Source organism: Marinobacter sp., assembly GCF_035268745.1.
Classification (GTDB): domain Bacteria; phylum Pseudomonadota; class Gammaproteobacteria; order Pseudomonadales; family Oleiphilaceae; genus Marinobacter.
The window spans coordinates 108,257-128,779 of the sequence record NZ_DATFKH010000057.1 but is presented as its reverse complement, the minus strand read 5'-3'; the positions used below and the strand labels follow the sequence as shown (position 1 = coordinate 128,779).

19 protein-coding genes are annotated in these 20,523 nt (G+C 58.5%); 7 read left to right on the top strand and 12 right to left on the bottom strand.

Going from position 1 to position 20,523, the window contains the following annotated elements; translation table 11 throughout:
* Positions 1-114: 114 nt before the first annotated feature.
* The 12 genes from VJ956_RS05395 to ccmA form a co-directional block, all read right to left on the bottom strand.
* A complete protein-coding gene (locus VJ956_RS05395; RefSeq protein ID WP_324082487.1) occupies positions 115-1,167 on the bottom strand; it encodes a peptidylprolyl isomerase in 1,053 nt (350 codons plus the stop codon).
* A gap of 87 nt (positions 1,168-1,254) precedes the next feature.
* Positions 1,255-2,139, bottom strand: coding sequence for a hypothetical protein (locus VJ956_RS05390; RefSeq protein ID WP_324082485.1), 885 nt, complete (start codon positions 2,137-2,139; stop codon positions 1,255-1,257).
* 131 nt (positions 2,140-2,270) lie between these two features.
* Complete coding sequence (locus VJ956_RS05385) at positions 2,271-3,356, bottom strand: 6-bladed beta-propeller (protein ID WP_324082483.1); 1,086 nt, start codon at positions 3,354-3,356, stop codon at positions 2,271-2,273.
* A gap of 238 nt (positions 3,357-3,594) precedes the next feature.
* A complete protein-coding gene (gene ccmI / locus VJ956_RS05380) occupies positions 3,595-4,899 on the bottom strand; it encodes a c-type cytochrome biogenesis protein CcmI (RefSeq protein WP_324082482.1) in 1,305 nt (434 codons plus the stop codon).
* 31 nt (positions 4,900-4,930) lie between these two features.
* On the bottom strand, positions 4,931-5,416 hold the full coding sequence (locus tag VJ956_RS05375; protein WP_324082479.1) for a cytochrome c-type biogenesis protein: 486 nt from the start codon (positions 5,414-5,416) through the stop codon (positions 4,931-4,933).
* Entirely contained in the window at positions 5,416-5,952 is a 537-nt protein-coding gene (locus tag VJ956_RS05370) for a DsbE family thiol:disulfide interchange protein (RefSeq protein WP_324082478.1), read from the bottom strand. Before VJ956_RS05370 ends, VJ956_RS05375 begins: the two co-directional genes overlap by 1 nt.
* Positions 5,949-7,952, bottom strand: coding sequence for a heme lyase CcmF/NrfE family subunit (locus VJ956_RS05365; protein WP_324082477.1), 2,004 nt, complete (start codon positions 7,950-7,952; stop codon positions 5,949-5,951). The genes VJ956_RS05370 and VJ956_RS05365 overlap by 4 nt, the downstream gene beginning before the upstream one ends.
* A 53-nt stretch (positions 7,953-8,005) precedes the next feature.
* Positions 8,006-8,503 (bottom strand): cytochrome c maturation protein CcmE, encoded by a 498-nt coding sequence (gene ccmE / locus VJ956_RS05360; RefSeq protein WP_324082624.1) that lies wholly within the window; start codon positions 8,501-8,503, stop codon positions 8,006-8,008.
* Between the two features lie 12 nt (positions 8,504-8,515).
* A complete protein-coding gene (ccmD, locus tag VJ956_RS05355; protein WP_324082622.1) occupies positions 8,516-8,707 on the bottom strand; it encodes a heme exporter protein CcmD in 192 nt (63 codons plus the stop codon).
* A 36-nt stretch (positions 8,708-8,743) separates the two neighbouring features.
* The gene (locus VJ956_RS05350; protein WP_324082475.1) at positions 8,744-9,487 is read right to left on the bottom strand and encodes a heme ABC transporter permease; all 744 of its coding nucleotides are present in this window, start codon (positions 9,485-9,487) and stop codon (positions 8,744-8,746) included.
* A 24-nt stretch (positions 9,488-9,511) separates the two neighbouring features.
* Entirely contained in the window at positions 9,512-10,243 is a 732-nt protein-coding gene (gene ccmB / locus VJ956_RS05345; RefSeq protein WP_324082473.1) for a heme exporter protein CcmB, read from the bottom strand.
* Entirely contained in the window at positions 10,233-10,868 is a 636-nt protein-coding gene (ccmA, locus tag VJ956_RS05340) for a cytochrome c biogenesis heme-transporting ATPase CcmA (RefSeq protein ID WP_324082471.1), read from the bottom strand. The genes ccmB and ccmA overlap by 11 nt, the downstream gene beginning before the upstream one ends.
* Positions 10,869-11,084: 216 nt before the next feature.
* On the opposite strand from ccmA, the gene VJ956_RS05335 reads away from it, so the two are divergent.
* From VJ956_RS05335 to VJ956_RS05305, 7 genes are all read left to right on the top strand, one after another.
* Positions 11,085-11,675 (top strand): tetratricopeptide repeat protein, encoded by a 591-nt coding sequence (locus VJ956_RS05335; protein ID WP_324082468.1) that lies wholly within the window; start codon positions 11,085-11,087, stop codon positions 11,673-11,675.
* A gap of 91 nt (positions 11,676-11,766) precedes the next feature.
* Positions 11,767-14,145 (top strand): cytochrome c3 family protein, encoded by a 2,379-nt coding sequence (locus VJ956_RS05330; RefSeq protein ID WP_324082467.1) that lies wholly within the window; start codon positions 11,767-11,769, stop codon positions 14,143-14,145.
* A 70-nt stretch (positions 14,146-14,215) separates the two neighbouring features.
* Entirely contained in the window at positions 14,216-15,214 is a 999-nt protein-coding gene (locus tag VJ956_RS05325) for a cytochrome c biogenesis protein ResB (protein ID WP_324082464.1), read from the top strand.
* 31 nt (positions 15,215-15,245) lie between these two features.
* Positions 15,246-16,061: a cytochrome c biogenesis protein gene (locus VJ956_RS05320; RefSeq protein WP_324082462.1), complete on the top strand. Its 816-nt coding sequence runs from the start codon at positions 15,246-15,248 to the stop codon at positions 16,059-16,061.
* A 3-nt stretch (positions 16,062-16,064) separates the two neighbouring features.
* Entirely contained in the window at positions 16,065-17,903 is a 1,839-nt protein-coding gene (locus VJ956_RS05315) for a carbamoyltransferase (RefSeq protein WP_324082460.1), read from the top strand.
* Positions 17,904-18,161: 258 nt separating this feature from the next.
* Positions 18,162-18,320, top strand: a complete 159-nt coding sequence (locus VJ956_RS05310; protein ID WP_324082458.1) for a DUF5989 family protein — start codon at positions 18,162-18,164, stop codon at positions 18,318-18,320.
* 34 nt (positions 18,321-18,354) lie between these two features.
* The gene (locus tag VJ956_RS05305; protein WP_324082456.1) at positions 18,355-20,502 is read left to right on the top strand and encodes a tetratricopeptide repeat protein; all 2,148 of its coding nucleotides are present in this window, start codon (positions 18,355-18,357) and stop codon (positions 20,500-20,502) included.
* Positions 20,503-20,523: the final 21 nt, after the last annotated feature.

The following is a 20,523-nucleotide window of genomic DNA, read 5'->3' as shown; positions in this document are numbered from 1 at the left end:
CCGATGGAAGCTGCTGCCGAAGCCAGGAACAGGGCAAAGGACGCCAGCCTCCAGTGCCCTTGCTTTCCCGGAGTCGCTGACTTCTGGACACATCTGGCACGACATGGCGGGGAGTTACCCCGAGGCCGGCACGCCAGGGGCGTCTCCATCGGGCTCGAGCAGTTCTTCACGCAGGGATACCTCAGCTGCCTCCCGCAAATTATTGCGTAGCGCTGCTACCGCAGCTTCCGCACGCTCCCGTTCCAACAGGCCTTCGGCACGCTCGGCGACGCTGGCAAAATCCTGGAGCCGGGGTTCCTGACGAGCCTCAAGACGCACCAGGGCAATACCTTCAAGCACCATCAATGGCTCCGACAGCTCGCCGGGGGCCATCTCCCGGGCCGCTTTCTCGATTTCAGGCGCCAGCATACCCATATGGACATACCCCATATCGCCCCCCGCCTCCGCGGTATTGTCACCGGAGTGGATACGGGCCATTTCAGCAAAGTCCGCACCATCGCGCAAGCGCTCCAGCAGACCCTCCGCCTCTTCCCGGGCGGCCTTCCAGACAGTTTGCGGGTCCTCCGGCATCACCCTCAACAGAATCACCGAGAGTTTCAGCTTGGCCGGTTCGGTAAACAGTTCCGGATTTGCCTCGTAAAAGCTACGAACCTCTTCCTTGGATGGATTGGCAACCGCCCGCACACGGGCTTCAAGCTGGTCCACCAGGCTTTTCTGTTCCAGGCGCCAGCGCTCATGAGTCAGGGCCTCTTCACCGAGCCCCCTGGCGGCCAGACGCCCCAGCGCCTCCTGCACCCGGTCAGTGTCCGGTTCCAGCCCCCGGCGGCGGGCTTCGCTGGCCATCAACACACGTTCTACCAACCGGTCGGCCACCTCTCTCTGGAACCTGGCCATATCCCCACCCGGGGGCTGGCCATGATAGAAAGTTTCGCGGGCCTCACGACGAAGTTCGCGGGCATACTCGGCCACCGTGATAACGGTCTGGTTAATGGTGGCAAAAGCAGAACCGGGGTCGATATCCCCGCTTGCGGTCTGCTTCTGTTCACTGCTTTCCTGTTCATTTTCCTGCTGGGCCAGCACCGACTGTGCCGGGAACACCAGCCAGAACGCCATCAGGGCGGCTTGGATGCCGCCCCGGGAATGCCCACGCCCGATGCCTTGCCACATAATGACTCCCAGCTCTCTCACAAACTTTAGTTATCCGTAACGCAGCGAAACAGGGCCCCTGCCGGGGCCCTGCTGCCGGCCGACCGCTTACTTGTTATGGCAGGTCAGACAGACACTACTGGCTTCGTTACTGATCCGCATGAAGTTGACCTCAGCAGTAGTATCTGGTGAGTCTACATGAGGGTCGTGGCAGCTGCCACACTCGACGGCGGGCTGCACGTTAGCACTGCCGGCGAAATCAGAGCGGCTGTAAAGGAAGATGTCGGTCCGCTGACGAATCCCGTCATCGGCTGCACCGAGGTTGGCGGTACCATCACCAGCCGTAGTGCTGGTGTCCAGCCACCAGACCTGATTGCCGTTAATAGTGTCAGTCTGTGGATCGTTGTAGTCACTTCCATGAGCACAGAGTGTGGAGGCGGTAAGGCCGGTTGTAGAATCAATGCCACCACCGCAGTACTGGATACTGACCGGGTGATCATCACGCAGATCGGTACCGATGACCGCCAGGCTATTGTCTGCGCCGGTCATAACGGCGGTACCGGTATTGGTCGAATTCCCGCGGCCCGGGGCGTTGATGACGGTATCCATGGCCTGGACCCCGTCGTGGCAGGACAGGCAGGCCAGGGATACTGAGCCCACCGGAGCCTCTTCGCCCCTCAGGGTGGTGGTATTCAGATCAGAGTAGCGCTGCTGGATGTTGACCGATGCCAGGCTGCGGTTCCACAGCGGCGCAGGCGCCGAGGTGTCACCACCGTGCGGCGTATGGCAGTAGGCACAGATTTCACCGGTGCCCGCGCCCAGGATATTGCCGGCCTGCTGACCTTCCGTTGCCGTGGTCAGGTCATGGCTGGTACCGGCAATGCTCTGCGCCTGCGCCGTGCCCGCCAACAGGAACCCGGCCGTGGCAAGCGCCAGCGCCAGGAGGAGATTTTGCGGACGCCCAGAGGCGCCCCTCAATATGAAAAGTCTCATTGTAGTTTCCCTCATCGTTGTTTCAGCTTTTCTTGCTCTGTCAGTCGTCCGCCGCTTGACGGCATCGGCACTGCATCCCCTTTATCGAACTTACACTGGCCGAGTCACTTCCACCAGCCAGCCATGTCTACCTAGCGGAACCAGGCCCCCAGGTACCCATCTGTTGTGGCCAGCTGCGCGGGCCGAAAGATATCCACCTTGTGAAAAAACTGGTCGACCATGTAAATCCTGCCATTTTCGTCAACGGCCATCCCGCTGGGCAGCATGTACTCTGCCGGACCACCGCTACTGCCCCGATCGCCAATGAACAGGAGCAAATTACCTTCGGCATCGAAGATCTGAAAATTACCGAAGGACGTATCAGCCACATACACATTGCCATCCGGGTCTACCGCAATACCTTTGGGCCTGGCAAACTGGCCCATCTGTCGCCCCAGGGAGCCGAAACTGTGCAAGAACTCGCCATCGCGGCTGAACGCCTGGACCCGGAAGTTGCCGGCGTCGACAACATATACCGTGCCGTCTGGTGCGACATCAATACCGCGAGGGAGATTGAACTCACCGTCGCCGGTGCCGCGCGTGCCGATATCAAAAAGATGGTTGCCATTGGCCACATCGAATACCCGCACCCTGTGCTCCTGAGTACCCACTCCCCCGGTATCCACCGCATAGACTCTTTCACCCGCCGGGTCTACCGCAACATAGGTGAGGCGGTTGAACATCGACGAGCCACCCATGGCGGTAATGTAACCACCGTCCCGGTCATAAAGCACAATCCGGGACTGGGACATGTCCGCCACATAGAGGTTGCAGTTGGCGTCCACCGCCACCCCCATGGGCTTGTTCAGAATCCCGGGCCGACTGCCACCGATATCAAAACTGACCCCCTCGACCGGATCAAAAACAAACACACGCCGCGCCACGGTGTCACTGACATAGATACGGCCCTTACAAACGGCGACATCGAAGGGCTTGGGCATCATTTTGCCCTTTTGTCTCTCACCGGTGACCATCATCCGGAAGCGACTCTTGCTGTCAACGTCCTGCACCTGTGCCGTGCTGACCAGAGTAGTCTCAAACACGAACCGCGCCGGATCCGGGGGTGGCGGAAAGACGTATTCTTTCTGCGGCGCCTCCGGCGGCGCCGAGGCACAGGCGGTGAGCAACACACTCAGCACCAGTCCTGAAAGAGAGAACAACGAACGCCCTTTAACCATATTTCAATCGTCACCTTTCCAGCTACTTCTGCACCAGATGCAAAGCCTGAGCTGTCAATTCCAGATCCGACAGGAGGAATGACACGTATGATTATCGGATATTAACGTTATTGAGGCAACGAAGTTGAGGTCCTTAGGTCTTCTCTTTGCCAGACCTAGGTCCTACCCCATCTGGACATATTGCTGTTTTCTTGACATTGATCAAGTTTGTCAATAAAAGCACGGACCTGGAAGACATTCAGTCTGTCAGTTGCTGATCAATCACCAGAGTTGTCGGCGCCTTCTCCTCGTCGCTGACTGCAATCGGCGTTTCGAGGGAGCCCTGCCAGTCACCTGCTTCAGGCATGGCATTACCTGAGCGCGAGACCCGGGCCGCGACCATTACCTCCGAGGCCGTGGATACCTTCACACTCGGCCGCATGGCGTAGCGGTCATCCAGTCTTACTACCGCAGGCAGCTCCGCAGCGGAAAGCCGTGCCACCGCCAGCGGGGGTGAATTTGCTGCGGCACCGGCTTCCCGGGCAAACAGGAACAGAACGGCATCCCGGGGAATATCATCGTTGAACGCATCAGCCACCTCAACCCGTACCGTTACACCCGCGCTACCGGCTTCATCCTCGACTGGCCGGGAACTGGCGACCGGCGCCGGTGCTTCACGACCGAGTTCCTGATAAGCACGGGCAATGCCCTGGCGTATATCGGCAATGCGCGGATGGTCCGGCTCGACTTCGACAATCCGCTCCCAGCGGCTTATCGCTTCCTCGAAATTACCCTTGTGAAAAGCGCTGAAGGCCAGCAGGCCCAGGGCATTGACTTCGTCGGGGTTGATCGCCAGGGCTTCGTTAATCCTGCTCCGGACGGTGGGAGTTATCTCACCCTGACTGTCAAAAAAGCCGGCCTGGGCTGACAACCCCAGCGACACAGCGCGGAACGGAGAATCCGCCGCAAGGACGTCAGCGAGCCTCTGGTAGGCCCAGGCTGCATCCGCGTACTGTTCCATCTGCATATAGGTCCGGGCCAGCATGCCCCAGCCTTCCGGGTTGTCAGGACTGGCTTCGAGCCGATCCCGCAAGCGGGCGGCGAGATCGGGGATGTCGGCCATACTGCCCCCGCCTCCCTGGGCGCTCATTTCCTGCATGGCGCGGAACTGTTCGACACCAGCCTTGGCTCCCCACTGCTGATACAGTAAAACCGACGTCACGGGGATGGCGACCAGCGAGACCAGCACAATCGCCACCGCGCCTGCGCGTCCCTGACCTTCCTGCGGTGCTGTATTGACAACCCCCTGGTCTGCATCCGGTACATCGTCCAGCATGGCCCCGGCCAGTTCGTCCTTGAGCTGCTGGTAGGTTTCCTCATCAATATTGCCGGCTTCATAGTCACCATCCAGCTCGGCCATACGGGTCCGGTAGGCCAGCAGGTTCTGGTTGCGGACATCGGTTTCGGCACGCTTGCCCGGCTCGTAGGAAATCAGTGGATAGGCGATAAACGCCAGGGCCACAAGGATCAGAACAGCAGTGGTAATCCAGAAAATATCAATCATAACTATGTCGTTGGTTACTCAGGAAATAGGTTCAGCGGGAAGCATCCGAGTCGTAATTCGAGAGCGCACGGGAAGCTTTTTCCCGCTCCTCATCACTCAGCTCGGCAGCCTGTGCGCCGTGGCGGCGGGAGCGGATAAAAACTCCACCAACCACCAGCACGCCAATCAGCACGGCAAGGACCGGCGTTGCCCAGAGCAACAGGGTACGGCTCTCCAGCTTTGGCTTGTAGCGCACAAATTCACCAAAACGGGCCACCAGGGAGTTGGTAATTTCCTCGTTGCTGGCGCCCTCTTGCATCATAAGGTAGACCCTCTCGCGCATATCCTTGGAGATGGGCGCGTTGGAGTCGATGATGTTCTGGTTCTGGCACTTCGGACAGCGCAACTCCTCGAGCAGGTTCTGAAAGCGAACCTCCTGCGACCTGGAGTCAAACTCGTAGACCGCGGCCGGATTTTCCTGCTGGGCTGCGGCCCAGACTGGCAGAACCAGGGTAATCGCCAGCAACAATAGACGCATCAGCCTTGCTCCCTGTATTTGCGGACAACAGGCTCAAGATCCTGTTGCCAGACTTTTTCGTCAACCGGGCCCACATGGCGGTAACGGACAATGCCCTTACTGTCGATCACATAGGTTTCCGGGGCACCGTAGACCCCCAGGTCGAAACCAAGCCTGCCTTCGGGGTCAAAGATATTGAGCCGGTAGGGATCGCCCAGGGTGTCGAGCCAGGCCATGGCTGCCTCGCGTTTGTCCTTGTAGTTCAGACCGATAATGGGGATACCGCGTTCCCGCGCCAGCCAGACCAGATCATCGTGCTCATCGCGGCAGGCCGGGCACCAGGTACCCCAGACATTCAACAGCGACACCTCGCCCTGGAACACCGAGGAATCCAGCGACTGGCCAGGCTGTTTCAACGCCGCCAGGGAGAAGGCCGGCACCGGTTTGCCGATGAGCACCGATTCCAGATGGTTGGGGTCCTTGCCGATACCCGCAAACAGCACTACGCCAAGGACCACCACCAGCACAACCGGAACAAACAACACCAGTCTTTTCATGAAAGCGCCTCTGTCGGGGCAGACTTGCCACCGGCGGCCTCTTCCTGCGCCGCCACTTTGGCGGCAAGCTTGCTCCGTACCCGGTAGCGGCGATCGGAAATTGCCAGGAAACCACCACAGGCCATAAACAGGGCACCCAGCCAGAGACAGCGAATCAGCGGCTTGTACTGGATACGGATGGCCCAGGCATTGCTGGACAACTGCTCACCCACCGCGACAAACAGATCCCGGGACAGGCTGGCATCAATACCCGCTTCGGTCATCATGTCACGGCGAACCTGATATTCGCGCTTCTCGGGGCGAATGGTGGAAACTGCCCGGCCATCCCGGAATACCTCGAAATTGCCGACATTCGCGGTAAAGTTGGCGCCCTGGCGCTGGGTCATCCCCAGGAAATTGAACTGGTAGCCGGCCATGGTCACCGAATCTCCCGGCACCATCCGAATTTCCCGCTCAATGCCATAGTTGGACACCACCGAGGCCCCCAGCATGGTAATCGCAACACCCAGGTGACCCAGCACCATGCCGTAATAGCTGCGGGACAGGCGGCGCATGCCCTGCCAGCGACCCTTCTTCGATGCGGACTTGTCCCAGATGTCCGTCAGGGTTGCGGCAGTAATCCATACTGCGGTAAAGCAGCCGGCAAACGCCCAGGGCTCGAAGCCGCCATAGATCACCATGATAGCGGTCGCCGCCAGTATGCTCACAGCCAGAGGCCAGAGCAGCTTACGGCCGATCCAGCCACCATCGGTCTTCTTCCAGCGAGAGAAAATACCGGCACCCAGCAGCAGGCCGGCGGCAATGGCCAGGGGACTGAAGGTCAGGTTAAAAAAAGGTTCGCCGATGGACAGGCGGCCCAGATCCAGGAAATCCAGCACCAGGGGATAGAGCGTGCCAACCAGTACCAGCAGTGTTGCCGCTACCAGCATTACATTGTTCAGCATCAGGAAAATTTCCCGGGAGTAGCTGCCATAGCGGGAGCGTGAATGCACCACCGGCGCCCTCAAGGCGTATAGTGCCAGGCTCGAGATAATGGTAATGCCGAGCAGGCCCAGCAGGAAAACACCCCGTTCCGGGTCAGAGGCGAAGGCATGAACCGAAGTCAGCACCCCGGAGCGCACCAGGAAGGTGCCCAGCAGGCTCAGCGAAAACGTGACAATCGCCAGCAGAACTGTCCAGCTCTTGAAGACCCCGCGTTTCTCGGTGACCGCCAGGGAGTGCATCAGGGCGGTGCCGGAAAGCCATGGCAACAGCGAGGCATTTTCAACCGGGTCCCAGAACCACCAGCCGCCCCAGCCAAGCTCGTAATAGGCCCACCAGCTTCCCAGGGCAATACCCAGAGAGAGAAAGGCCCAGGCAACGGTAGTCCAGGGGCGGGACCAGCGCGCCCAGGCAGCATCAAGACGGCCATTGATCAGGGCCGCAATGGCAAAAGCGAAAGCAACGGAAAAACCCACATAGCCCATGTAAAGCAGGGGCGGATGGATGATCAGTCCGAAATCCTGCAACAGGGGATTAAGATCCGCTCCATCGGCCGGCACATTCGGCAACAGCCGGTCAAAGGGATTGGAGGTCAGGACAATGAACAGCAGGAAGCCCACGGACACCATTCCCAGCACCGACAGCACCTGGGAAGTCATAACGGTAGGCAGGTGCCGGCTGAACACCGAAACCGCCAGGGTCCAGCCGGCCAGCATCAGAATCCACAGCAGCAGCGAGCCCTCATGGCCTCCCCATACCGCACTGAACTTGAAGTACCAGGGCAGCATGCTGTTGCTGTTATTGGCTACGTAGGCGACGGAAAAATCATCCACCATAAAGGCATGGGTCAGAATCGCAAACGCCAGCGCAGTGAACACAAAGAAACCTGCCGCCAGTGGCCTGGCAAAGAGCTGGAGGCTTTCCCGCCCGGTTATCGAGCCGGCCAGCGGCACGATCGACAGCAGCACCGCCAGCAACAGTGCGAGTATCAGCGCGAACTGTCCGAGTTCCGGATACATGAGCTTTCTCCCATCTAATAATGCGTGTATCTGATATTGGGTGTCGCTGCCACTCAGTAAGCGCCGACTGGCTGCTGCCCGGGCAGACTGTCAGTCACGCTGTCGGTCATGGCGCTCTTGTTGGCCGCCTTCGCTCTTTCCAGGGCTTCATTGACCTCCGGTGACATATAGTTCTCGTCATGTTTTGCCAATACCTGGTCGGCGACAAAAAAACCGTCCTGACGTATGCGGCCCATCGCCACTATGCCCTGCCCCTCAGCAAAAAGGTCCGGAAGAATGCCCACGTACTCCACCGGAAACGACGAGTTGAAGTCGGTCACATTGAACTGGACTCTCAGGCTTTCAGGGTCGCGCTTGACAGACCCGTCTTCGACCATCCCGCCAGCCCGGATACGGACGTCCAGGGGTACTTCCCCGGAAGCGATCTGGGTGGGGTCGTAAAACAGGTTGATGTTCTGCCGCAGGGCGTAGGTTGTCAGACCCACGGCAACAGCCACTCCCGCCAGCAGGAACAGCACAATGGTAAGACGTTTTTTACGAAGCGGATGCATAGCCATGGCTTGTCAGTCTCTCGAAGGTTGAACCGGGGTGAAACTTGCGGCTGCCGGGGCCTGTCTGGCCGATGACCGACCCGCCCGGCGGCGCTGGGAGTTGATGACTGACCGGCGCTGGCGCATTGACCAGACCATGAGCCCGACCAGACATACAGTAAAAACCGCGTAACAGGTCCACACATAGGGGCCGTGCCCTTCCATAGACCAGAACGCGGCAATCGAATCAAATTCCATAGCTCATCCCTCCCCTGACCGGACCAGTTCCTGAACCCAGCGCGTTCTGGACTCGCGGGTCAGTATTTCTGTCTGCATCCGCAGGCATGCCAGCCAGCCGAAAATAAGGTAGAGGCCGAGCACTGCCAGCAACAGCGGAACCCACATATCAGGCGACATCGAAGGCTTTTCCGTCAGCTTGAATGTTGCCGGCTGATGCAGGGTATTCCACCACTCCACAGAATACTTGATGATAGGTATATTCACTACCCCTACCAGCACCAGTACAGCCGTCGAGCGGGCCGCCGATTTTTCATCGGAGATGGCCGAGCTCAGGGCAATCACCCCGAAATACAGAAACAGCAGGATCAGCATGGAGGTCAGCCGGGCGTCCCAGATCCACCAGGTGCCCCAGGTGGGCTTACCCCAGACCGCGCCGGTAAACAGGGCCAGAAAGGTAAATATCGCACCCACCGGCGCCACTGACCGCACAAACAGATCCGCCAGCTTTATTCTCCATACCAGGGTCACCACCGCTGCCGAGGCCATCATCAGGTACACCGACTGCGCCAGGAATGCCGACGGCACATGGATATAGAGAATCCGGTAGCTGTTACCCTGAAGGTAATCCTTGGGAGCAAAGGCCAGCCCCCATACCAGCCCGGCAAGCAACAGTCCGGCCCCGAGCCAGAGCAGCCAGGGCATCAGCTTTGAGGCGATACCGTAAAACCACTTGGGTGAGCCCAGTTTGTGAAAAATTTGCCACATCGGGGATTTACCTTTCTACCTGGTTTAACTGTTGGACAGACTGATGCGCAGTGCTGCCGCCGATGCAAAGGGTGCGAGCGTCAGCGCCAGCACCAGAAACGCGCCCATAAGCGCCATATAGGCGGACACCGCTGCCCCGTCTGTCGCTGCGCTCACAGTTCCGGTACCGAATATCAGCACCGGAATGTACAGGGGAATGATCAGCAGCGACAACAATACCCCTGCAGACCGGAGCCCGAGCGTCAGAGCCGCCCCGATGGAACCAATAAAACTCAGCACCGGAGTTCCGATCAGCAGGGTTAGACACAGAACCAGAATAGAGTTCCCGTCCAGCTGCATCATCACTCCCAGAACTGGTGTCAACAATACCAGGGGCAATCCCGTCACCACCCAGTGGGCCAGGGTTTTGGCCAGCAGCAGAAGAAACAGGGGCTGGGGCTGCAAAACCAGCTGCTCCAGGGTGCCGTCATCATAATCATGGCGGAACAGGTGATCCAGGGACAGCAGCACGGACAGCAGTGCCGCCACCCAAAGTATACCGGCGCCGGCTTCTCTCAGGAATGCGGGTTCGGGACTGACTCCCAGAGGAAACAGGCTGACCACCATGACAAAAAACAGCAACGGGTTGAGCAGATCCTGGCGCTGGCGGAAGGCCCCCCGCAGATCCCGCATCAGCACCGCCCACATGGCAGGCAGAACACCGACAGCGGAGTCTTCACTGCGAATAGTGATGGTTACTGTGGCTTCAGCCGTCATCCGCGACGCCCCCAAGAGTAATGCGTGCCATGCCCGGCAGTTGCAGGTCATGGTGAGTGGTCACCACCACGGCACCGCCACGGCGGGCCCGCTGCAGCAACAACTCCTCAATGGCAGCCACACCGGTGTGATCAACGGCCGTAAATGCTTCGTCAAGGACCCACAGTGGCTCTTCCGAAATCAGCAGCCGGGCCAGAGCAACCCGGCGCTGCTGCCCCGCCGAGAGCTGACCCGACGGAACATCCTGAAAGCCGCCCAGCCCGGTGCCCTCCAGGGCCCTCCTCAGGGTCTCGTCCTCGGTCTGCTGGCGGCCGGCCATCAGTGCCCGAAGGTTTTCCAGTGGCGTGAGTAGCGGCTTGATTCCGGGCCGGTGACCGATATAAAGCAGATTGCGCAGAAACTCCTCCCGGCGCCAGGCCCGGGGCTGGCCCCGCCACATGATCTGTCCGGAATAGCTGTCGTTGAGGCTGGCGAGGATTCTAAGCAGGGTAGTCTTGCCGGTACCATTGGGGCCCTCGATACGGGTCAGCGTTCCGGCCGCGATTGCGAAGGAAAGATCGCGAAAAAGCATTCGACCATCCCGCTCGCATTGAAGATTTACGGCCTGTAATAAAGGCTCAGACATCAGGGTCCCATAGCAAAAATAAGCAGAATCAGCTGTTCCGGCATAAGATCGACGGATCACACGGGTCCACAAAAATTTCGCCTATCATAGCGAAAACATTCGACGATTGCTCTTGTCATAAGTCAAATCGGCACCGGAAGGAATTCATTAAAGGGTGAGCCCGGGGTAGGACCTAGGTCTGTGTTCAACCCTGGTACATGCTGATAATCTGAAGCTATGAAAATATCATTTGCGACTCTTATATTGACTCTGTGCCTGCTGCCGGTCTCCGCTGCTGGCCAGTCTGACCTCCCGAAGATGCAGGAGCCTGCTGGTGCGCAGGAAGGCTCTTTTACTGAGCTTGAGGGTATGGTCGAGTTTCTGCAGGAACGTCTGCAGGAAGACCCGGACAACCTCGATGGCTGGCTGATGCTGGCCCGTTCCTATGCCTATATGGAACAGCCGGCCAAGGCGGCAGAAGCCTTCGGACAGGCCCGGCAGCAGTTCGGCGACTCGCCCGAGCTGCTCACCAGCGAAGCCGAATACCTGATGCAGGCCGCCGGCGGCAAAGTGGATGAGAACACCGAGGCTTTGGTCACCCGGGCGCTGGAAATGCGCCCCGATTTCAGCCGGGCGCTCTGGCTGGCGGGCATCGCCCACTACCAGCGCAAGGAGTACGGGGAGGCGGGTAAGCTCTGGCAACAGTTGCTGGACCAGCTAGCCGCAGGCAGCGAATCGAAAAGCATGGTTCAGGAAGCCCTGGATGACCTGGCGGATCGGGGCGTTAGTCTGGATCAGCCGAAAGAAAATGGACCCGGCGACCCCTGACCAGGTGAATCCCTGACGCAGGCGCCCTATAATAGCTGGATTCAGACTGCGGGCGCGTGCGTGGGAACTGGCAAGACCGGGTGAGTTGTTGATGTGTAAAAACCTAAAGCTGTATTTTCCGGCGGTTATATTGGTGCTGCTTGCTCTGGCCTCGGGCACAGAGGCACAGCCTGTTTCCGACATTGCCAGTACCCGGCACAATCTGTCCCTCAGCGGTTCAGGGGAAGTCAAAGCTAGCACTCAGTCAGAAATGTGTGTGTTCTGCCATACTCCCCACAGCAGTAGCACCAGTGCCGCCGCGCCCCTGTGGAACCGGAATCTTTCCGAGGCAACCTACACCAGCTACGACTCCTCTTCGATCCAGGCCCTTGATATTGCCGAGCCCATCGGCTCCTCACGGCTGTGCCTGTCCTGCCACGACGGCACCCTGGCCATAGGCGCGGTACTCAACGAGCCGGGCCGCGGCGGTGGCGATGGCAGCATCTCCATGCAGGGCACCGCGGCCGACGGCACCATGCCCGGCGATGCCGGAGTTACCACTGGCAACACCCGGGACCTGGGGGTCAACCTGACCAATGATCACCCCATTTCGTTCACCTACAACAGCGCCCTGGCCAACGCCGACGGTGAGCTGCGCGATCCGGCGGCTGTCCCCCACCTGGGTGTGCGCCCCACCGACAACCCGACCCTGCCGCTGGATCCCAACGGCAGCGGTGACGGCCTGGTCCAGTGTACTACCTGCCACGACCCGCATATCAGCGAGCAGGGGGAGTTCAACAAATTCCTGCGGGTCAACCGTTTCCAGGTCAACCCGGCTACCGGCGGGACTTTCTCCGAAGCCAGTGATCAGATCTGCCTGGCCTGCCACGACAAACTGGGCGCCGCCTGGGCTACCTCGGCTCACGCCGACGACACTGTTGCTGACGAGACCTACAAGGCTGACGCCGCCACCATGCGCCAGTTTGATCAGGGCCTCAGGGTCTGGCAGGCAGGCTGCCTCAACTGCCATAACCCCCACACCACAGAGGGGGCCCGGCGCCTGCTCCGGGAAGGTACGGACGCACCCGGAGGCCTGACCGCACCCAAGGCGGCGGGCGGCTCTGCCATCGAGGAAACGTGCTACCAGTGCCATAGAAGCCCTACTCAGAGCATTGTGCAAGGTGGTAGTGGTGAGGTGCCGGATATCCACCAGGATTTTCAGCGGGCCCGACGCATGCCAATCACCACCGCCAACCAGCCGGCCAATACCGAGGTGCACGATATCCTGGACGCCGATTTTACCGAGACCCGGGCCAACCTGGGCCTTAACAACCTGAATAACCGTCACGCCGAGTGCACCGACTGCCACAACCCCCACCGGCTGATGCGCAATTCGCTGTTCAACGGTCTTGGCACCGACCGGCGCACCCACCTGGTCGGCGGGCCCACTGGCAACCTGGCCTCGGGAGTACTGCGCGGCACCTTCGGGGTGGAACCCGCTTATCTGGGCGAAAGTTTCTTTGACCTGCCCAATGACTACGACGTCAAGAAAGGTGACGGTGGCGAGGGTGCCAGCACGGCGGTGACCAGCGGCCATGTCACACGGGAGTATCAGATCTGCCTGAAATGTCATTCTGATTTTGCCTACCAGGACGACAACCTCTACCCCAGCGGCACCACCCGACCGCCACTGGGCGGTCCTGGCACTCCCGCTTCTGCCACAGAACGCAGCAACTACACCCGTTACACCAACCAGGCCCGAGAGTTCCAGGCGCCAGACACTCACAAGGGTGCGCCCGGCGACCAGGGCACCGCCGCCGGTGCCGACTACAACGCAAACAATCACCGCTCCTGGCACCCGGTAATGGATGTCACTGGCCGCACCACCGGCCTGCGCAGCGGCATGAATGCCGGTTCGTTCGAGGCTCCATGGAACGCCAATGTAGGCAACCAGACCATGTACTGCTCCGACTGCCACGGCGCCAGCACCCCGAATGGCCAACACGAGCCCGCCGCCGGCCAGGCTTGGGGCCCCCACGGCTCGCAGCACAACTTCATTCTCAAAGGCCCTTACAACAGTGAGAGTGGGGAAGGCACCGGCAATACCCTGTGTTTCAAATGCCATGACTCCGGAAGTTACGGGGGTAACAGTGGCGGCACCGGCTGGCGGACCGAGGGAGAGGACGGTCACGCACTCCACTCGGGAGAAATCGAATCACCGATACGCTGTAACTGGTGCCATGTGGCGGTTCCCCACGGCTGGAAGAACAAGGCGCTGCTGGTCAACCTTAACGATGTCGGGCCCGAAGCCGGCCTGGCGCCGGGTACCGAAGTGAACACAAACTACAGCAACGGCCCCTACTACCGCGACGCCTATCTGAAAATCCGTAACTTCAACCAAGATTCAAGCTGGGGGGAAAATGATTGCGGACCTACCACTGGCGAGGGTGGGCGTGACTGGATGCGGGATGTGTGTGACAGCCCGCCATGACACCGCCCCTTACCACCAGTGAATGCCCCCTTAAATTTTGAGCTGACCCATGGCCTTGTTCTGGAACCTGATGACCAGGCTGGCGTCCCTGAAGCTGACGCTGGTCATACTGATTCTGTTGGCAGCCGGGGTCCTGGTGACCTACGACAAGGAGGTTCACACCACCTGGACACTGATCCTGCCCCTGGCGCTGGTGGCCATTAACCTGCTGGCAGCTATCATTGTCAGCCCCGCCTTCCGCCGCCATCCCGGACTGATGGTGTTCCATCTGGCACTGCTGGCGATTCTGGTGCTGGTGACCGCTGGCCGGCTCACCTATCTGAAAGGCCACGTGGGGCTCGCCACGGGCCAGGCCTTTGAAGGTGAGTTATCGGAAAAGGATGCTGGCCCATGGCACAATGGGGACCTTGAGGAGGTGTCATTTGTCAACGAGGGCTTCACCATCGACTACATGCCGGGGCAGCGCCGCGGCAACACCTATAACCGGGTCAGTTGGCAGATTGCCAACGGCCAGCGAAAACAAGCGGTTATTGGCGACAACACACCACTTGAACTTAAAGGCTATACCTTCCACACCACTTTCAACAAAGGGTTCGCCCCTGTCTTTCTGTGGCAGCCAGATGATGGCTCCTCGCCAGTGATAGGAACGATCAATCTCCCCAGCTATCCGCTAAACGATTACCGCCAGGCCCTGAGCTGGACGCCACCAGGCAGCGAGCAGGAGCTTTGGGTCATGCTGGAACTCGGGGAAGACGTATTACCCAAGGACCAGGCCGCCAGGTTTCGCATTCCTGAAGCTCACCACCTTATACTGCGACGGGATGATGAGCGCCATATACTGCGTTACGGGGATCGGCTGAAACTGGCAGAAGGCTGGATAACTTACCAGCGACTGACCACCTGGATGGGTTATAGTGTGCGCTACGACTGGACCATCCACTGGCTGTTTGCCGCCGCCGCCATTGGCATCGCAGGACTGGGCTGGCATTACTGGGCCAAGTACGATCGTCGCCCCTGGCGTCCACAATATGTTGACACATATGACTTCGCCGGGGACAGACAATCCTGACACGCCACAGGCTAATTTTAAGAGGTGATGAATGGAAAAGTGGGAACTAGTATTACTGTGGTGCGCACTGATTGGTTATGTGATTGGCGGGTCTGCGGCAATTATTGGCGTGGTACTCAAACGTCTTCCAGAGCGCACCGTGCTGGCCATTCTTGCCCTCGCTTTACTGCTTCATACGGCCTTTCTGGCCATCCGCTGGGTGCGCCTCGGCCATGGCCCCTACCTGACCATGTTCGATATTCTCTCGAGTAATATCTGGAGCTTCATGCTGATTTTTCTGATCGTCTACTGGCGCTATCAGGTGGTCCGGCCGGCCTCAGCGATAATCATGCCGGTGATTTTCATGCTGATGGGCTGGATGCAGCTTTCCGACAACACCCCCGGCCACCTGCCTAGCCACTACAACACCCTTTGGTTGTACATCCACATCAGCTTTGCCAAGGTGTTCTCGGGAATGGTGCTGGTAGCGGTCGGACTCTCCGGCATCATCCTGCTTCGCCACCTGCAACCGGCACGGGAACGCTTCGCCCGGCTGCCGGTAAACGGCAGTCTGGCCGACCTTGCCTATCGGTTTATGGCTATCGCCCTGATTTTTCACAGTCTGATGCTGGTGGCCGGGGCTATCTGGGCTCATGACGCATGGGGACGTTATTGGAACTGGAACGCCCTGGAAACCTGGTCATTCATTACCTGGCTTTTACTGGCCTTTGCAATTCACCTGCGCATTACCTTCAAGCCTTCACCAGAACTTAGTGCGGTTTTGGTGATCGGGGTTTTTTCACTCGCCTTTCTTACCTTCTACGGAGTGCCGTTTTTCTCCAACGCGCCCCATAAAGGGGTAATGTGAGGAATGCCACCAAGCACCCCTGGCGCCCATCTGCATGAGCAGTCGCCAGACGATGTGAACCCGGGTTGGATACTGGGTATTTCCGCTTATTATCATGACAGTGCAGCTGCCCTTGTGGACAGGCACGGCTGCATCGTCGCGGCTGCCCAGCAGGAACGTTTTTCCCGGCGCAAACATGATGCCTGCTTTCCGGCTGAGGCTATCAACTACTGCCTGGCGGAGGCCAACATTGGTCTATCGGCAGTCAGCCAGATCATTTTCTATGACAAGCCGTTACTGAAGTTTGAACGTCTCCTGGAAACCTACCTCGCGTTCAGCCCCCGGGGACTGAGATCGTTTCTTCAAGCGATGCCTGTCTGGATCAAAGAGAAACTGTACCTGAAAGCGTGCCTGCGCAAGGAGCTGGGTTGCCTAAGCGGGATACCTGTATCCCGGCTGCCGCCTTTACGTTTCACCGAACACCACCAGTCCCACGCCGCCGCCGCATTCTACCCAAGCCCTTTCCAGCGGGCAGTCGTTCTTTGTGTCGATGGCGTCGGGGAATGGGCAACCCTGTCTGCCTGGCTGGGTAACGGCAAGGAGTTGTTGCCGCTGTGGGAGCAACGCTTTCCGCATTCACTCGGGTTGCTGTATTCAGCGTTCACCCAATATCTGGGATTCCGGGTCAATTCCGGAGAGTACAAGATGATGGGGCTGGCGCCCTATGGCAAGCCCAGCTACGCTGACCGCATCCTCGAAACTTTGGTCCAGCTGGACGAGGACGGCAGTTTCCGGTTGAACATGCGCTATTTCGACTTTGCTACCGGTCTTAGCATGACCAATGCCCGCTTTCACTCCTTCTTTGGAAGGTCCCCCCGCGCCCCTGAAAACGCCATTGAAGCTTTCCACCAGGATATCGCCTGCTCTATCCAGACTGTGACTGAAGAGATCATGTTCAGACTCGCCCGCACGGTCAGCAGGGAAACCGGAGAAAACCAGCTTTGCCTGGGAGGAGGCGTTGCCCTGAACTCCGTAGCCAATGGCCAGCTGCTGCGCAGCGGCCTTTTTGAGCACATCTGGATCCAGCCGGCAGCCGGCGATGCCGGCAGTGCCCTGGGAGCGGCCCTGTGCGGCCACTATCAATTACTCGGCCAACCCCGCACTGTCATGAAAAATACCATGCATAACACCTACCTGGGTCCCGCCTGCAACGCGAGTCAGACTGAGACCCAGTTTTTAGCCCAGAATGCCCGGTTTCAGGTGATGGAAGAGCAGGAGCTGATTGCCCGAGTGGCCCACTTCATTGCCGAAGGCGCGGTTGTGGGCTGGATACAGGGACGAGCAGAGTTTGGCCCCCGGGCACTGGGCAACCGTTCCATTCTGGCGGACCCTCGCAGAGCGGATATGCAGCAAACCCTTAACTCAAAGATAAAACATCGCGAATCCTTCCGACCCTTTGCACCGGTTGTGGTGGAAGAGCGGGCGGCCGAAATCTTCGATATTGACCATCCCAGCCCGTATATGCAGTTTGTCGTGCCGATCAAAAAAAAATACATTGATCGCCTGCCAGCTATCAGCCACGTTGATGGCTCAGCCCGGCTCCAGACGGTTAACCCGAGCCAGAATCCCAGACTGCATGCGCTATTACTCGCCTATAGTCAGCGCACTGGCTTGCCGGTCCTGATCAATACTTCTTTCAATCGACGAGGGGAACCAATGGTTGCCACGGCGGTCCAGGCCTATGAGTGCTTCATGGCCACCGAAATGGACTATCTGGTCATCGATAACTTGCTGTTAAGTAAATCCGATCAGCCTGAACCAGCAAAAGGTAGGGAATGGGAGCAAACATTCGAACCGGACTGAGGGCGTTTAAGGCGCGACTGCAGTATGGTCTCCGGAAAACTGCAAGGATCTTGCACGTTACCAATACTCTGGTAATGCTAACGCTGGTATGGTTTCTGGTTATGGTTCCGACCGGTTTGCTGATGCAACTCTTCCGGCAGACACGGCTCGACCGACGAGGTAATCCCCGCTGTGCTGTCAACCGCCATTGGCGTGGCCATCCTATCGGTCCCGATGAAATGAAACGGCCATTCTGAGCCGGCATAAGAACCCTGGAAAATGGCTATTATTGAACTTATACGTGATCTCTGGGAATTCATTCGCCACGGCAAACGCTACTGGATGATACCCATTATCACTATATTGCTGCTTATGGGCATCGTGATTACTACCAGCGAAGGCTCTGTCCTGTTGCCGTTTATCTATGCCATCTTCTGACAGTCAACGCCCAAGCCCTCTGTATCGCTGGCTTTTGGGAAGCCTCCTGACACTGCTGTTCTTTGCCCTGACAGAAATGGTGCTGGTGCTTGTCGGCATTGTCCCGCTTTTCGTTGACAGCGACCCCTATGTGGGCTTCTCGGGCAAAGCGCCAATGTTTGTGACCGAGGAAGAAGCTGATAGTAATGAAACCTGGATGGCGCTGGCCCCACAAAAACGTCGTCTGTTCAATTATCAGCGATTCCCCTTGAGCAAGGCTCAAGGCAGCTACCGTATTTTTTGCCTGGGTGGCTCCACAACCTATGGCCGGCCCTATGATCATACCACCTCCTTCTGTGGCTGGCTGGAGGCCTTTCTCGGCAAAGCCGATCCCTCCCGGCGCTGGGAAGTCATCAACCTTGGCGGAATCAGTTACGCCAGCTACCGGGTTGCGGCCATGATGCCGGAACTTGGCCGTTACCAGCCGGATCTTTACATTGTATATTCCGGTCACAACGAGTTCCTCGAGGAGCGTACCTACCGCGGTATTGTCGATATGCCCGAGTGGTTACGCGACCTGAATATTCAACTGAGCCGGCTACGGACCTATAGCCTGCTCAAGCGCAGCCTGCAACCGAGCAACACGTCCACGGCCGGGCAAGCGGATGAGAGGACTGCCCTGGCTGCCGAAGTCGATGACATTCTGAAACACACCGTAGGTCCCGATTCCTACGAACGGGACGACAGGCTCAGGGAGCAGATCGCCGAACATTACCGCTTTAATCTTGAGCGCATGATCCGTTTGGCCCGGTCCCGGGGCAGTGACATTCAGTTCATCATGCCGGCAGCCAAACTCCGTAACGAAACTCCTTTTAAAAGCACTCATCGTGAAGGGCTGAGGGGGCAGGATCGAGAAGACTGGAAAGGCTTTTTCCGGGCGGGGAAACAACGCTTCAATCAACACCGCTATGAAGCCGCACTGGACCATTTCGACAAGGCTCTAAAGCTGGATGACCGTTACGCCGGGCTGCACTACTGGCGCGGCCAGGCATTATTTGAACTGGAACGTTATGACGATGCCCGTTCGGCCTTCCAGCGCAGTGTGGATGAAGACGTGGCGCCGCTGAGAATGCCAGGCAAACTGCAGAATACCTTGCAGAAGGTAGCGGCAGAAAACCAGGTAACACTCATTGACTTCCCATCATTGATCGGGAATGTATCCCGCCAACGCTGGGGCCACGAACTGCCAGGGGAGCGATTATTCCTTGATCATGTGCATCCGACCATAGAAATGCACAAGTTACTGGCGCTGGAGTTGCTGGATGAACTGAGCAGCCGTCAGATTGTACGCCGGACACCGACCTGGAACGAGCAGACGATTGCCCAGGTAACCGCTGAGCGCATGGCTTCCCTGAATGATGAAAAGCAACGCCGTGCACTTATCAATCTCTCCGCAGTCGTTGGCTGGGGAGGTAAACTCGAAGAGGCCCACGCATTATTGCGCCGCAGCCAGAGGGAGTTTGGCAACTCGCCGCTGATCCTCTCCCTGCTGGCGCTTTCTTCTGAGCGGCGGGGCAAAATGGATGAGGCTCTGGAGTTTGCCAGTCAGGCAGTCGAGCTCTATCCGACACGGTACGACGCCTGGCTTGACCTTGCCCACATCTTTAAAAAGACCAACAACACCCAGAAAGCCATTTCCGCGTACCAGCGTGCCCTGACGTTAAAGCCGGACTCGGTAACCATCCGCAAGAATCTGGCAGTGCTTCTGGTCCAGGAGGGCCAGAACTCCCAGGCCATCAAGCAATACAGCAAAATCATTGAGTTGGACCCGACCATAGGCGAAGCATTTCTTAACCTGGGCGTACTCCAGGCAGAGATGGGACAGATAAAACAGGCAGAGAAACATTTCCGGCAGGCACTGGCACGCGACCCCGAACAAGCCTATGCATACTTCGCACTGGCCGTGATTGCGCAACAGCGCAACCAGCCGGAAAAGGCCCTGGAGCATTATCGCAAAGCCCAGGAGCTTGACCCCACCAACGCAGAAGTTGCCAACAACATGGGTATCCTGCTGGCGCGTCTGGGACAACTGGAAAGCGCTATCAGGCAGCTGGAAAAAGCTGTGGAGTTGCAACCTGACTATCTTGACGCTCGACACAACCTGGATGCAGCGAGAACAGAGATGCGTTCAAAGGGGCTCTGAAAAAGATCATACATGGATAAT

What these genes read in the sequence shown, in the direction of transcription:
- VJ956_RS05330 (WP_324082467.1), top strand. Translation starts at nt 11,767, where the DNA reads ATGTGTAAAAACCTAAAGCTGTATTTTCCGGCGGTTATATTGGTGCTG.
- ccmB (WP_324082473.1), bottom strand. Translation starts at nt 10,243, where the DNA reads ATGACGGCTGAAGCCACAGTAACCATCACTATTCGCAGTGAAGACTCC.
- ccmE (WP_324082624.1), bottom strand. Translation starts at nt 8,503, where the DNA reads ATGCATCCGCTTCGTAAAAAACGTCTTACCATTGTGCTGTTCCTGCTG.
- VJ956_RS05365 (WP_324082477.1), bottom strand. Translation starts at nt 7,952, where the DNA reads ATGTATCCGGAACTCGGACAGTTCGCGCTGATACTCGCACTGTTGCTG.
- VJ956_RS05310 (WP_324082458.1), top strand. Translation starts at nt 18,162, where the DNA reads ATGGCTATTATTGAACTTATACGTGATCTCTGGGAATTCATTCGCCAC.
- VJ956_RS05385 (WP_324082483.1), bottom strand. Translation starts at nt 3,356, where the DNA reads ATGGTTAAAGGGCGTTCGTTGTTCTCTCTTTCAGGACTGGTGCTGAGT.
- VJ956_RS05335 (WP_324082468.1), top strand. Translation starts at nt 11,085, where the DNA reads ATGAAAATATCATTTGCGACTCTTATATTGACTCTGTGCCTGCTGCCG.
- VJ956_RS05320 (WP_324082462.1), top strand. Translation starts at nt 15,246, where the DNA reads ATGGAAAAGTGGGAACTAGTATTACTGTGGTGCGCACTGATTGGTTAT.
- ccmA (WP_324082471.1), bottom strand. Translation starts at nt 10,868, where the DNA reads ATGTCTGAGCCTTTATTACAGGCCGTAAATCTTCAATGCGAGCGGGAT.
- VJ956_RS05350 (WP_324082475.1), bottom strand. Translation starts at nt 9,487, where the DNA reads ATGTGGCAAATTTTTCACAAACTGGGCTCACCCAAGTGGTTTTACGGT.
- VJ956_RS05390 (WP_324082485.1), bottom strand. Translation starts at nt 2,139, where the DNA reads ATGAGACTTTTCATATTGAGGGGCGCCTCTGGGCGTCCGCAAAATCTC.
- ccmD (WP_324082622.1), bottom strand. Translation starts at nt 8,707, where the DNA reads ATGGAAGGGCACGGCCCCTATGTGTGGACCTGTTACGCGGTTTTTACT.
- VJ956_RS05370 (WP_324082478.1), bottom strand. Translation starts at nt 5,952, where the DNA reads ATGAAAAGACTGGTGTTGTTTGTTCCGGTTGTGCTGGTGGTGGTCCTT.
- VJ956_RS05395 (WP_324082487.1), bottom strand. Translation starts at nt 1,167, where the DNA reads ATGTGGCAAGGCATCGGGCGTGGGCATTCCCGGGGCGGCATCCAAGCC.
- VJ956_RS05315 (WP_324082460.1), top strand. Translation starts at nt 16,065, where the DNA reads ATGCCACCAAGCACCCCTGGCGCCCATCTGCATGAGCAGTCGCCAGAC.
- VJ956_RS05325 (WP_324082464.1), top strand. Translation starts at nt 14,216, where the DNA reads ATGACCAGGCTGGCGTCCCTGAAGCTGACGCTGGTCATACTGATTCTG.
- VJ956_RS05375 (WP_324082479.1), bottom strand. Translation starts at nt 5,416, where the DNA reads ATGCGTCTATTGTTGCTGGCGATTACCCTGGTTCTGCCAGTCTGGGCC.
- ccmI (WP_324082482.1), bottom strand. Translation starts at nt 4,899, where the DNA reads ATGATTGATATTTTCTGGATTACCACTGCTGTTCTGATCCTTGTGGCC.